At 66.0% G+C, this 13,152-nt stretch carries 9 protein-coding genes; 4 read left to right on the forward strand and 5 right to left on the reverse strand.

Annotation, left to right across the window (positions count from 1 at the left end):
- Positions 1–11: 11 nt before the first annotated feature.
- The 3 genes from mqo to ACWV8V_RS01510 all read right to left on the reverse strand — a co-directional run bounded on the left by mqo (position 12) and on the right by ACWV8V_RS01510 (position 3,428).
- Complete coding sequence (gene mqo / locus ACWV8V_RS01500; protein WP_455898761.1) at positions 12–1,703, reverse strand: malate dehydrogenase (quinone); 1,692 nt, start codon at positions 1,701–1,703, stop codon at positions 12–14.
- A 152-nt stretch (positions 1,704–1,855) separates the two neighbouring features.
- Entirely contained in the window at positions 1,856–2,476 is a 621-nt protein-coding gene (locus ACWV8V_RS01505; RefSeq protein WP_455898762.1) for a hypothetical protein, read from the reverse strand.
- 46 nt (positions 2,477–2,522) lie between these two features.
- Positions 2,523–3,428 carry a LysR family transcriptional regulator ArgP gene (locus ACWV8V_RS01510; RefSeq protein WP_259261335.1) on the reverse strand — a complete coding sequence of 302 codons (906 nt, stop codon included), beginning with the start codon at positions 3,426–3,428 and terminating at the stop codon, positions 2,523–2,525.
- A 134-nt stretch (positions 3,429–3,562) separates the two neighbouring features.
- On the opposite strand from ACWV8V_RS01510, the gene ACWV8V_RS01515 reads away from it, so the two are divergent.
- The 3 genes from ACWV8V_RS01515 to ACWV8V_RS01525 all read left to right on the forward strand — a co-directional run bounded on the left by ACWV8V_RS01515 (position 3,563) and on the right by ACWV8V_RS01525 (position 7,880).
- On the forward strand, positions 3,563–4,198 hold the full coding sequence (locus ACWV8V_RS01515) for a LysE/ArgO family amino acid transporter (RefSeq protein WP_121043335.1): 636 nt from the start codon (positions 3,563–3,565) through the stop codon (positions 4,196–4,198).
- Between the two features lie 105 nt (positions 4,199–4,303).
- Positions 4,304–6,265 carry an alpha/beta hydrolase family protein gene (locus ACWV8V_RS01520; RefSeq protein WP_455898763.1) on the forward strand — a complete coding sequence of 654 codons (1,962 nt, stop codon included), beginning with the start codon at positions 4,304–4,306 and terminating at the stop codon, positions 6,263–6,265.
- A 211-nt stretch (positions 6,266–6,476) separates the two neighbouring features.
- Positions 6,477–7,880 (forward strand): hypothetical protein, encoded by a 1,404-nt coding sequence (locus ACWV8V_RS01525; protein WP_259261337.1) that lies wholly within the window; start codon positions 6,477–6,479, stop codon positions 7,878–7,880.
- Between the two features lie 14 nt (positions 7,881–7,894).
- Here ACWV8V_RS01525 and ACWV8V_RS01530 read toward each other — a convergent pair whose 3' ends face one another.
- On the reverse strand, positions 7,895–9,676 hold the full coding sequence (locus ACWV8V_RS01530; protein ID WP_455898764.1) for a peptide MFS transporter: 1,782 nt from the start codon (positions 9,674–9,676) through the stop codon (positions 7,895–7,897).
- A gap of 84 nt (positions 9,677–9,760) precedes the next feature.
- Positions 9,761–10,912 carry a DUF1624 domain-containing protein gene (locus ACWV8V_RS01535; RefSeq protein WP_259261339.1) on the reverse strand — a complete coding sequence of 384 codons (1,152 nt, stop codon included), beginning with the start codon at positions 10,910–10,912 and terminating at the stop codon, positions 9,761–9,763.
- 223 nt (positions 10,913–11,135) lie between these two features.
- On the opposite strand from ACWV8V_RS01535, the gene ACWV8V_RS01540 reads away from it, so the two are divergent.
- Complete coding sequence (locus ACWV8V_RS01540) at positions 11,136–13,106, forward strand: OPT family oligopeptide transporter (protein ID WP_455898765.1); 1,971 nt, start codon at positions 11,136–11,138, stop codon at positions 13,104–13,106.
- Positions 13,107–13,152: the final 46 nt, after the last annotated feature.

A 13,152-nucleotide genomic window follows, 5' to 3' on the forward strand; every position in this document is an offset into this window, starting at 1 on the left:
CCGGTGCAGGCTTACAGCGCCTGCAGTTCTTCGTTGGCGTTGCGCTTGGCCTCGGCCGGCTTGGCGGCCGGCGGCGGGGTCAGCATCACCGCCGGGCTGGTCTCGACCGGCACATCCAGGTACGGCAGCTTCAGGGTGTCGCTGGTCAGGCGGCGGATCTCATTGGTCAGCGCCGGGCTGTCGTTGAGCTTGCGGCCATACGACGGGACGATCTGCTTCAGGCGCGCTTCCCAGCCCGCCGCCATCTGCTCCGGGAAGGCTTTCTTGAGCAGGTCCAGCATGATCGGCGGCGAGGTGGAGGCACCCGGCGAGGCGCCAAGCAGGGCGGCCAAGGTGTGGTCCTGGTCGGTCACGATCTCGGTACCGAACTGCAGGATCGCGCCCTTTTCCGGGTCCTTCTTGATGATCTGCACGCGCTGGCCGGCGGTGACCAGCTTCCAGTCCTCGCGCTTGGCGTGGGGGAAGTACTTGACCAGCTCGGCCTGGCGGTCGTCATCGTTCAGACGCGCCTGGCCCATCAGGTACTTCACCAGGTCCAGATTCTCCAGGCCCACGTCCATCATGCCGGCCACGTTGTTGTGGTTGACCGAGGAATACAGGTCGAACCAGGAGCCATGCTTGAGGAACTTGGTGCTGTACAGCGCGAACGGCCCGAACAGGACGACCGGCTTGCCATCCAGCTTGCGCGCATCCAGATGCGGCACCGACATCGGCGGCGAGCCGGTTTCGGCCATGCCGTAGGCTTTGACCGAATGCCGGTTGGCGATCGCCGGGTCCTGGAACGCCAGGAACTGGCCACCGACCGGGAAGCCGGCGTAGTTCTTCGACTCCGGAATGCCCGACAGCTGCAGCAGCTTGAGCGCGGCGCCACCGGCACCGATGAACACGAAGCGCGACTTGACCGTGGTCTCGTTGTCGGACTTCAGGTCCTTGACGGTCACGTTCCAGCTTTTGTCATCGTTCTGGCGCAGGGCACGCACTTCATGGTTGAGATGCAGTTTGAAGTTCGGGCTGCGTTCCAGGCCAGCGGTCAGCTGGCGGGTGATCACACCGAAGTTCACGTCGGTGCCCAGCGGCATCCAGGTGGCGGCGACCTTCTGCTTCGGGTCGCGGCCTTCCATCAACAGTGGCGCCCACTGCGTGATCTGCGCGCGATCCTCGGAGTACTGCATGCCGTAGAACAGCGGGTTCTTGACCAGTGCCTGCTGGCGCTTGTGCAGGTAGGCGATGTTCTCATCGCCCCAGACGAAGCTCATGTGCGGGGTCGGGTTGATGAAATCGCTGGGCTGGCTCAGGCGGCCTTCGCGGATCTGGTGCGACCAGAACTGGCGCGAGATCTCGAACTGCTCGGCGATGCCGACGGCACGCTTGGTCTCGATGCTGCCGTCGGGCAGTTCCGGGGTGTAGTTCAGCTCGGCGAACGCGGAATGACCGGTACCGGCATTGTTCCAGCCGTCCGAGCTTTCCAGCGCAACCCCGTCCAGGCGCTCATAGACCTGGATGTTCCAGTCCGGCTGCAGCTCCTGCAGGAAGGTGGCGAGCGTGATGCTCATGATGCCGCCGCCGACCAGGACGACGTCGACCGGCTTGTCGTTGCCGGCAGCCGGGACCGAACGCTGATGCAGCGGCCAGTACAGGAACAGTGCCGCTGCCAACAGCAACACCACGAGCAGGCCGAGGACGACCTTCGCTAGTTTTTTCATGGGGATCTCAGGTAGGGAGACATGGGAAGGATGCCGCCGCTGCCGGGAACGCCCGTGAAGACGGGCGTCACAGCGGTACCTTGGGAGCGATTTTAGCCCTTTCCGGTACGGATTTGGTGCAACGCAGCATCCGGTGGGTGTGCCGGGCCGGGTCAGTCGCTGGCCAAAGTGAAGTATTCGAGGAGGAAATAGCCGGCTTGATAGACCAGTGCCAGCACGGCCAGAGACAGATGGGCGCGGCGCTGGCGCAGGGCCATGCCCAGCCCGGCAATGACCAGCATCACCCCCGTGTGGACCCAGTAGGCGTCGCCGAGCATCTGCCAGCGGCTGTGACCCTTGATGGCGGTATCGACCAGATCCAGCAGCGTGACCAGCGCCAGCATCCCGAAAAAGCCACCGCGCCGCTGCAGCAGGTAATTCTCATAGCTGCCGTACTCGCGCACATCGTCCGGAAACAGCAGCACGCACAGCAGGTACCACGCGGCGCAGTAGGCGATCACGAACAGATACAGCTCGAAGGTCCACTGCCGGACCTCGCCCAGCCGGAACTCCCACCACCAGAAGGTCACCACCGAGATCAGCGCCCAGATCACCCAGCACAGGTGGATCCACGACCAGCCGCGGCGCTGGGGGTGCTCGATGATCCCCGCCAGACCCCGCAGCAGGGTGGTGATGCTCAGGCCGAGGATGATGCTGAGCACCACGCGGATGTGCAGGTAGACCGGATCGGTGTCCATCGACGTGCCCGCGGCGGGAATGCGCTGATGCTGCATCGGGGCCGGTCGTCAGGTCGTGTAGGGCGGCTCTACAGGTCGGGGGTTATCGCTTCTTGCGCACCAGCGTCGCCGAGGCCGCCAGCACTGCCCGGGTCAGCAGTGCCATGGTCTGCACATCGCCCTTCCAGTGCTGCCAGTACAGCGGCACGTCTTCCCAGGCGCGCTGCTTCATGTGCACCAGGCGGCCGGCGTCGAGATGGCGCTTGACCAGGGGCAGCGGGTTCATGGTCCAGCCCAACCCGCCGAGGTTGGCCTGGACGAACGCGCGGGTGGAGGGAATCCACCAGGTCGGCGCGGTCAGCGGCAGGTCGTTGCCGGCCAGGCGGCGGGCGAACCGGGCCTGCATGTCGTCCTTGCGGTTGAACACCAGCACCGGCGCCTGGGCCAGCGACTGCGCGTTGACGCCCTTGGCGAAGTGCTGCTCATGGAAGGCCGGGGTGCAGGTGGCGGCGTAGCGGATGCTGCCCAGCGCATGGATCTGGCAACCCTGCACGGGCTCATCCAGCGTGGTCACCGCGCCGAGCACGGCCCCTTGCCGGAGCAGGGCCACGGTGTGGTCCTGGTCTTCCGAGCGCAGGTCCAGCGTGGTGCCGGTCTGCCGCGCGAACTGCAGGGCGGCCTCGGGGAACCAGGTTTCCAGGCTGTCGTGGTTGACCGCCACCGGAATGCTGGCGTGGGGCAGGTCCTCATCGGCGATGCCCATCCGGTGCAGGGCATCGTGCTCGAGCAGGGCGGTCTGCTCGGCCAGCTGCACCAGCACCTGGCCTTCGGTGGTGGCCACCGCCGGGGACGAGCGTTTGACCAGCAGGCGGCCGACCCGGTCCTCCAGCGCCTTGACCCGCTGGGAGACCGCCGAGGCGGTGACATTGAGCGACTGCGCGGCACGGTCGAAGCTGCCTTCGCGGATCACCGCCGCCAGGGCGCGGAGCTGGGCATGGTCGATGCGCATGATCTTAAGTTCTGCTAAAGATGGTTAAGTAAGTTTAGCTCTACTTTTTAATGTTGCGGCGCGACAATACGCGCCATCCGGTGCTGTACGCCTTGGCGAGGCACCGCCCCCCAGCAAGACACAGGTGGTATCCCATGTTTTCCATCCTTTCCGGCGGTGCCGGTCTGAGCGCGTGGCTCAGTGGTGCCGCAACCGGCATCGGCCTGTTCGCGGTGGTCGGCGCGCAGAGCGCGTTCATCCTGCGCCAGGGCATCCTGCGCAAGCACATCATTCCCGTGGTGGCCACCTGCGCCGCCATCGATGGCATCTTCATCTTCGCCAGCGTGGCGGGCCTGCGCACGCTGACCCAGGCCCTGCCGTGGCTCACCACCGTGGTCCTGTGGGGCGGTGTCGCCTTCCTGGCCTGGTACGCCTGGCAGTCGGCGCGGCGCGCGCTGGCCGGTGGCGGTGGCATGCACGTGGACGACGGCGACAGTACCTCGCGCCGCGCGGTGCTGATCTCGGCGGTCGGGTTCTCGCTGATCAACCCGCATTTCTGGCTGGACATGATGGTCATCGGCGGCATCGCCGAGAACTTCGGCAACGCGCGCATGGCGTTCGCGGCCGGCGTGTTCACCGCCAGCTGCCTGTGGCTGACCGCCCAGGGCCTGGGCGCGCGCCTGCTGGCCCCGCTGTTCACCAAGCCCAAAACCTGGCGCATCCTCGACGGCACCATCGCGGTGATCCTGTCGATCCTGGCGCTCAGCCTCGCGTTCCGCGGCATGCATTGAACTCTCTCCTCGATGCAGGTCCTGGAAATGGCACCGTTCGCGGTGCCATTTTTTTGCCTAGAATCGCCGTTCCGGACATGACGTCCAATGGAGCATGGGGGAAGGATGAAACGGGTACGCCTCTGGGGGCTGTGTGTAGTGCTGTTGGCCGGGCAGGCCAGTGCGGTGGATCTGGAGCACTATCTGCGCCGGGATGCTTTTACGGATATCAAGATTTCGCCCACGGGCGAGTTCTATGCGGCGACCATTCCGATGGAGGACCGCACCGGCCTGGCCATCATGCGCCGCGCCGACAGCCAGCTGATGGGGTCGTTCGTACCCCCGAAGAACAACCATGCCAGTGACTTCGACTGGGTCAACGACCAGCGCGTGCTGATCGGCCTGGCAGAGAAGTTCGGTTCGCTGGATCAGCCACAGCTGACCGGTGAGTTGTTCGGCATCAATGCCGATGGTCGCGGGGGCGACCTGCTGATCGGCTACCGTGTGCAGGGTCGTGGCCTGGGTACCCGCATCCAGCCGAAAAAGGTCGAGGCGGTTGCCGCGTTCGTGATCGATGCGCTGCCGGATCATGACCGCCGCGTGCTGGTCAAGGTGATGCCGTTTTCGGACGATCCGTTCACCACGGCCGAACGGCTGGACGTGATCAGCGGCCAGCGCAGCACCGTGGCGCGCGCGCCGGTGCAGCGCGCCGACTTCGTCGCCGATGGCAAGGGCGAGGTGCGCTTCGCCAGAGGTGCGGGTTCGGACAACGTCAACAAGCTGTACTACCGCGAGGGTGCGGGCGCGCCCTGGAAGATGATCAACGACCAGAATGTCAGCCAGCGCATCGAACAGCCCCTGGGCTTCTCCGAAGATGGCAGCGTGGCGTACCTGCTGGTCGAGAAGCCGCGTGGCCCGGATGCGATCGTGTCCTGGAACCCGGTGACCGACGAGCGCCGTGAGCTGCTGCGCGATGAGGTGGTCGATCCGGCCAGGGTGATCTACAAACGCGGTACTTCGGTGCCGATCGGTGCGCTGTACCAAGGGGATAAGCCGCGTACCCGATTCTTCGATGAAGCCTCGGCCGATGCGCGCCTGCAGCGCAGCCTCGAGCAGGCCTTCCCGGGAGAGGCCGTGTTCGTGACCTCGTCCTCGCGCGATGGCAAGCTGGCGATGGTACGGGTCTGGTCCGGCAGCAATCCCGGCGATTTCTATGTCTTCGATACGCAGACCAAGAAGGCCGATCTGGTGGTCAGCCGCAGCCAGTGGGTGGACCCGGCCCAATCAGCGGTGGTCCAGCCGATCGCGCTGAAAGCCCGTGACGGTCTGCCGTTGCATGGGTTCGTCACACGGGCCAGGGGCAGTGAGGGCAAGCGGCTGCCGATGGTGGTGATGCCGCATGGTGGGCCGTTCTTCGTCCATGACGATGGTGCCTACGACATGGAAAGCCAGCTGCTGGCGGCGGCCGGTTACGCCGTGCTGCAGGTCAACTTCCGCGGCTCATCCAACTACGGTCGGGCGCACGCCCATGCCGGTGGCCGGGAGTGGGGTGGCACGATGCAGGACGATCTGACCGATGCCACGCGCTGGGCGGTGGCCGAAGGCATCGCCGATGGATCGAAGATCTGCATGTACGGTGCGAGCTACGGTGGCTACGCGGCGCTGATGGGCGTGGCCAAGGAGCCAACGCTGTATAAATGTGCAGCGGGCTATGTGGGCGTCTACGACCTGCCGATGATGTTCACCACCGGCGACATCCAGCGCCGTGGCTCGGGCGAAACCTATCTGAAGGAATGGATCGGTGACCGCTCGCAGCTTGCCGCGGTATCGCCGGTGAACCTCGCCGACCGGATCAAGGTGCCGGTGTTCCTGGCGGCGGGCGGCGAAGACCAGCGCGCGCCGATCCAGCACACCAAGCGGATGGAGGCGGCACTGAAGAAGGCGGGCGTGCCGGTGGAGGCGCTGTACTACCCCACCGAAGGACACGGTTTCTACACCGATCCGCATCGCCGCGAGTACTACACCAAGCTGCTGGCGTTCCTGTCGCGCCACATCGGAGGGCAGGCGGCCAACGCCGCGCAGCCCTGACCGCATCGTTGGGCTTAAGAAGACAACGGCACCGTGAGGTGCCGTTGTTGTGTGTGGGGAGGGCTGAACGCGGCAGATTGCAAGTTGTTGCATGGTGCCCGGGTGCGACCCTGCGGGATGCTGGGCAGCTCTCCCTTCGGGTCTTCCCAGCATGCGGCGCTACCTCTCCTCAACGTCCCACCTGCGGCTTTTTTCGTGCTGGTCAGCGCCTTTGCTGCTTGTTCTGTTTTGCAATCCCTCCCGTGCGACCGACATCGATGACGGTCTGCAGTTGACGGTGGAGCAGGCGCTCATGATCGCAGTGCTCTCCGGCGAGGTGGACGAGAGGGCGATCCGGTTGCACGGGTTGATGCGGGGCAGCGAGCCCGTGGGGCCATTGAGCGAGCCCGACGCCGCGGTACTTCATCACACCGTCCAGTTACTGACAATGGGCAAGCTGATGACCGAAAGTGTTGTCGCATTTGCGTACGGCAACCGGCTTGAGGGCACAGCGGCAGGTCGTCTACTGGCGGCATCGCCAGCATGGGGATTCGCCGGCGATGGCGCTCGTTGCCTGGCACAGGACGTCCGGCGCGAGCCTGTTGATGGCGCACCTGTCGCCGCCGCATCCACCGATAGGGTGGGCTATCGCGTCCAGTACGTTTGCATCGCACCACATATGCACAAGAGTCGTGCGCTTGCACAGCTGATGACGGCTGTCGTGCAGGGACAGGCCGTACCATCGGTAGATGCACTGGAGCGGTCGATGTTGGCCGGCGAGCGCCGCGACGAGACCCGGCCTTGGTCTATCAGCGGCAGTCTCTCCTTGTCCAGCGATGCACACGGACGTAACTGGACGAGCAGTGGTGCCGTCGTGGGCGAACAACTGCTGGCGGAAATGGAGGTGCCGCCGACTGTGTGGATGCCGATGCCGGTGCCGCAGGCCGAATCGGTGCGCATGGCGGTGCGGGAACTGATGCAGCGCATGCAGGTTGCCGGAGAAGCGTCGGCAGACCTGCAGGATGCGATCGCCGCGCACCTCCTGCTGAGCTTTCCGGAAGTGCTGTGGGGTGCCGTGCGCGAGGACGTCACCGGGTTCGCGCGCGCAGTTGCCCGCCGCGCGGCCACGGCCGAATGTCGGGTGCAGGAGGTGCAGCAGGGGGAGGACCGGCATGAAGCGCACACCGTTCGCCTGGCGCAGGCAGCCTTGACATGCACGTTGCCCGCGCTGGAGTGGACGCTTGCACCTCTCGATGCCCACGGTAGTGATGCGACCGCCTTGGCGACACGCTATCGCCAGTTCCTTCAGCGCGCGGCGGAAACGATTGCCACGTCACCTGCCCATGTGGCCGCAACTGCAGTGGACTTTCAGCAGGTGTCCGGACCGAATGGCGACGCATGGCACGCCGAGCCAGGTGCTTTGCCCAAGCTGCTGCTGGAGGGCATCGTGCCCGCGCCGTTGGTGAAAGAACTCGGCGGCCTGGCCCTGAACGCAGATGCGCTCCATCCGGATATGCGTTTCGAGCATCTTGACGGGCGCAATCTGGACGAGTCTGGACGCGTGCTTGTGCGCCGTTTCCTTTATCAGCTGCGCGCGGCCAATGCGCAGAATGAGGTGACACTGCCGGAGCCCTGATTGCCGCGGTTCGGCTACTTCACCCCGTGCATCATCTTCTTCAGCAGCGGCGAGCAGATCAGCGCCACCGCCGCGCAGCCCAGGCCGATCCACATCAGCAGCCAGAACAGGTGTTCGTAGCTGGCGGCGGCGCTGGCGATATCCATGGTCTGGCCTTCCGGCACCTCGATCGCGGCGAGCTTGCCGAACAGCGCTGCCAGCGTTTCCGAGAACGCAGTGGCCAGGAACCAGGTGCCCATCATCAGGCTGACCACGCGCGGTGCGGCCAGCTGGGTGACCGCCGACAAGCCGACCGGCGACAGGCACATCTCGCCGACCTCCAGGATCAGGTAGGCCAGCACCAGCCACCACACGCTGGCCATCTGCCCGGTCGCGCCGACGTGCTGGGCAGCCAGGGCCAACGGCACGAACGAGAGTGCGGCAAAAATCAGCCCGATCGACGATTTAACCGGCTTGGACGGGTCCATCCGACGACGGTCCAGCCACGCCCACAGCATCGCGAACAGCGGCGCGAGCACGACCAGGAACAGGCCGCCCAGGTAGGTCAGCGAGCCGGCCGTCTGCGGAATCACCAGGCAGTCGCGGATCAGCATCACCAGCATCGCCGCCACAATGGCGATGAACAGGTTGCGCGGCGCGGACGAACCCGGGTTCCGCTCCGACAGGCGCGCGGCCACCACGAAGCCCAGCGGCGCCAGCAGCAGCGAGGCGATCGACCACGGCAGCGGCGTGCCGCCCTGGATCACCAGCGACGGCACCAGATCCTTGGTCAGCAGGCGATCGGTAAAGGTCACCCACGACCCGTAGGTCTGCTCGTACAGGGTGAAGAACACGAGGGCCATGAAGATCAGCGCCATCAGCGCGATCATCTGCTGGCGCTGCACCGGCGTGCAGCGGGTACCGGTGAACCAGGCGAACCAGACCAGCACGCCGCCGAGCACGACGATCATCAGCATCAGTGCCAGGCTGATTTCACCGCCGAGCGCGAACGCGCCGTTGGCCGCGGCCCACATCAAGGCAGCGACGGGGATTACGCCGAGCACGGCCACCGCATAGATCAGCCATTCGCGGCGGATGCCGAGCACGCGCTGGTGCAGCGCCGGCAGGTCGGACGGTTCGGCGTGGCCCTGCAGATACTTCTGGCCCCACAGGAACATGCCCAGCCCGATCACCATGCCGACGCCGGCCGCACCGAAGCCGTATTTCCAGCCATAGGCTTCGCCGAGGAAGCCGCACACCAGCGAGGCGAACAGCGCGCCCAGATTGATGCCGGCGTAGAACAGCGAGAAGCCCGAATCGCGGCGGGGATCGTTCTCCGGGTAGAGCTTGCCGACGATGGTGGAGATGTTCGGCTTGAGGAAGCCCACGCCCATGATGATCAGGGCCAGCGAGAGGTAGGTGATGCCCAGGGCCGCGTCATCGCGTACCACGGCGCCGTCAATGCGGACCGCCGCGTGCCCTTCGAATGCCATGCCCAGGTGGCCGAGCACCAGCAGCACGCCACCGAAGACCACCGCCTTGCGCATGCCCAGCCAGCGGTCGGCAAGCAGGCCGCCGAACACCGGGATGCAGTAAACCAGGCCACCGTACGCGCCGAGCAGATCCAGGCCGGCCTTGTCGCCGAACAGGTGGTACTTGGTGAGATACAGCAGCAACAGCGCCTTCATGCCGTAGAACGAGAACCGCTCCCACATCTCGGTGAAGAAGCAGATGTAGACGCCCTTGGGATGGCCGAGGAAGTCGTCGGTCGCGGTGGAGGTGGACGTGGCGGAGGCGGGCAGGGCGGCTGCGGTCATCGAGGGATCGGGCAGGGCGGACAAGGGGGCGAGTATAGGCCCGGGGTGACGGTGTATCCGTGCCGGGTCTGGCCGCTCCGCTGTCTACAGATAGCGAAGCCAGGCCAGATCCCTCCGCCGCGCCTTGAACCGCGCGAATGCCCGTGTCGGCCAATACAGCGCCAGTGCCAGCACCGCGGTAATCACCCACAGGCTCGCCACATGGTCCACGGCGACATACGCGCCGTGGGTGTGCCCCCAGCGTGCTTCGGCCAGCACGTACAGCAGCTTCAGCACGTACAGGTGCAGCAGGTAGAAGAACATCGGTGCTGCGCCGATGTCGGCCAGCGGCGCCAGCGCCCGTGCCACGCGCGGCTGCTCGTACAGGCGCAGCAACAGCAGGCCGATGCCCAGGGTCAGCAGCAGGAACAGGAGCGAGGGCGGGTACTTGGTGACGTTGAAGACGCTCATCAGCGTGCTGCCCAGTGTGGCGAAGGACTGCCACGGGCTGTCGCCGTAGAGGTTCACCGCCCGCAGGATGACGAACGCCAGCAGCGCACCGGCGCCGGCCATCCACAGGCGACGCTGGCGCAGGAGGGCATCGCCGCCGCGCGCGAACCACGGGCCGATCACCCAGCCCAGTGCAATGACGCCGATCCACGGCAGCACCGGGTAGGAGGTGCGCAGGCGCAGCCCGTCGGTCACGGTGATCCAGTCGCGCTGGTGCAGCACCTTCCACAGCACGGCCAGCACCCCGTCGCCCTGCACGCGGACGCCATCGAGCAGGTTGTGCCCGGCGATCACGGCCAGTGCCAGCACCGCCAGCGCCCCGCGTGGCAGCCACAACAGCCCGGCCAGCGCGATCATGCTGATGCCGATGGCCCAGATCACCTGCAGGTACATCACGTTGGGCGGGAACTGCAGCGTCCACGCGAAATTGACCACCAGCAGCTCCAGCACCACCAGGAACAGGCCGCGCTTGAGCAGGAAGGCCGATGCGGCCCGGCGCCCATCCGGTTTGCCATTGGCGTACAACCAGGCTGACAGGCCGGTCAGCAGCACGAACACCGGGGCACACAGATGCGCCAGCAGCCGGCTGACGAACAGCGCCGGTTCGACCTGGTCGACCACCATCGGGTCGCCGACCTGCTGGTGCATATAGAAGGTTTCGCGCACGTGGTCGAGCAGCATCAGCACGATGACGGTGCCGCGCAACTGGTCGATGGAGGTCAGGCGGGAGGTGGGGGAATACGTCACAGCAGCGCCGGTTGCTCGGCGCGATAGGATATAACATAACTAAAGTGGATGGGCCCGGCCTTGGACGTTGCCGAGTCCGGCGGGTTGCGGCTGCGGCGGCACGCGAAGGTCAACAGGGGCCTCGATCGGGTGGTGCAGGGGTGCCGGCCAGCGGGCGGCGCTACTGGACTTGCCCGTACATGAACGCTAGCGTGGCAGGGATTTTTTGCCAGCAGGGGCTTCCATGAACAACGACGCTGCGCCACGCCAGCTCACTTTCCGCGCGGTGGTGCTTGCCATCGTGCTGGCAGTGATTCTGTCGGCCGCCAACGCCTACCTCGGTCTGTTCGCAGGCCTGACCATCGCCACCGCCATTCCCGCCGCGGTCATTTCCATGGGGGTGCTGCGCCTGCTCGGCGGTGGCACGATCCTGGAAAACAACATCGTGCAGACCGGTGCTTCGGCCGGTTCGTCGATCGCCGCCGGCGTGATCTTCACGATTCCCGCGCTGGTGATCATGGGCTACTGGCCGGACTTCAAGTACTGGTGGGTGCTGGGCATCGCCGGTCTGGGTGGTCTGCTGGGCGTGCTGTTCTCGGTGCCGCTGCGCCGTTCGATGATCGTGGAAGATCCGCTGCCGTTCCCGGAAGGCAAGGCGGCCGCCGAAGTGCTCAAGGCCGGTGAGAACCCGGGCCCGGGCCTGAAGATCCTGGCCGTGTCGGCGGTGATCGGCGCCTTCGTGAAGCTGGCGGCCGAAAGCGGCCTGCGCCTGATTCCGGATGCCTGGGCCACCTCGGCCTACGTGGGCAGCTCGAAGATCACCGCCTTCATCGGCACCAACCTGTCCCCGGCGCTGCTGGGTGTGGGCTACATCGTCGGCCTGAATGTCGGCATCGTGGTGGTGTCCGGCTCGATCCTGACCTGGCATATCGCCATTCCGCTGTACCAGTCGTTCTTCATGAACACCGATCCGGCGCTGGCCGCCTCGATCGCCACGGCCAGCTCCACCGAGGCGGCCTTCGCCATCTGGGGTGCGAAGATGCGTTACCTGGGCGTGGGCGCGATGCTGATCGGTGGCGTCTGGACCCTGATCTCGCTGCGCAAGTCGCTGCTCAATGGCGTCAAGAGCGGTTTCGCCGCGGCCCGCAAGAGCGGCGGCCCGGCGCTGGCGCACACCGAGCGAGACCTGCCGATGAAGTGGATGCTGGTGGCCTTGGTGGTGTTCACCCTGCCGCTGCTGGCGCTGTACCAGGCCATCGTGGGCCAGTGGCACGTCTCGATCCCGATGACGCTCATCATGATCGTGGCCGGCTTCCTGTTCGTTTCGGTCTCGGCTTACCTGGCGGGCCTGATCGGCTCCTCCAACAACCCGGTCTCGGGCATCACCATCTCCACCATCCTGTTCGCCTCGGCGGTGCTGGTGGTGCTGCTGGGCGCCGACGGCCTCAAGCCGGTTGGCGTCGGCGGTGCCCCGCTGGGTGCGGTGGCCGCGATCATGATCGGTGCGGTGGTGTGCTGCGCGGCCGCGGTCGGCGGTGACAACCTGCAGGACCTCAAGGCCGGCTACATCGTCGGCGCCACCCCGTGGAAGCAGCAGCTGATGCTGGGCATCGGTGCGTTCTCGTGTGCGCTGATCATGGCCCCGGTGCTGAACCTGCTGGCCACCGCCTACGGCATCGGCGTCAAGTCCGAGCTGCATCCCAACGCGCTGGCCGCGCCGCAGGCGAACCTGATGGCCTCGGTGGCCAAGGGCCTGTTCGGCGGCGAGCTGCCGTGGACCTTCATCGGCATCGGTGCCGTGGTCGGCGCGGCGATCATCGCCTTCGACAACTGGTTGAAGGCGCGCAACGCACGCTTCCGCGTGCCGGTGCTGGCTGCGGCGATCGGCATCTACCTGCCGCTGGAACTGATGGTGCCGATCTTCCTGGGCGGCCTGATCGCCTACCTGGTGGAGCGCTTCCACAAGATCCGCGGCGACGATGAAGAAGGCCGCGATCGCGTGCACAAGCCGGGCGTGCTGTTCGCTGCGGGCCTGATCACCGGTGAAGCCTTGATGGGTATCGCGATCGCGGTGCCGATCGTGATCACCAGCCGCGCGGACGTGCTGGCGCTGCCGTTCCACCTGCCGGGCGCGCAGTGGATCGGTCTGGCCGTGCTGTTCCTGGTCGGCTGGTTGATCTACCGCACCGGCAAGCGCGCGGTGGGGTCGGTCTAAAACGCCCGGATCTACCTCATGACAAACCCCGCTCCGGCGGGGTTTG

The organism is Stenotrophomonas sp. Ker107b (genome assembly GCF_053847245.1).

Excerpts from the sequence above, each read along its gene's own strand:
- ACWV8V_RS01510 (WP_259261335.1), bottom strand. The coding sequence starts at position 3,428 with ATGCGCATCGACCATGCCCAGCTCCGCGCCCTGGCGGCGGTGATCCGC.
- ACWV8V_RS01520 (WP_455898763.1), top strand. The coding sequence starts at position 4,304 with ATGAAACGGGTACGCCTCTGGGGGCTGTGTGTAGTGCTGTTGGCCGGG.
- ACWV8V_RS01515 (WP_121043335.1), top strand. The coding sequence starts at position 3,563 with ATGTTTTCCATCCTTTCCGGCGGTGCCGGTCTGAGCGCGTGGCTCAGT.
- ACWV8V_RS01505 (WP_455898762.1), bottom strand. The coding sequence starts at position 2,476 with ATGCAGCATCAGCGCATTCCCGCCGCGGGCACGTCGATGGACACCGAT.
- ACWV8V_RS01530 (WP_455898764.1), bottom strand. The coding sequence starts at position 9,676 with ATGACCGCAGCCGCCCTGCCCGCCTCCGCCACGTCCACCTCCACCGCG.
- ACWV8V_RS01540 (WP_455898765.1), top strand. The coding sequence starts at position 11,136 with ATGAACAACGACGCTGCGCCACGCCAGCTCACTTTCCGCGCGGTGGTG.
- mqo (WP_455898761.1), bottom strand. The coding sequence starts at position 1,703 with ATGAAAAAACTAGCGAAGGTCGTCCTCGGCCTGCTCGTGGTGTTGCTG.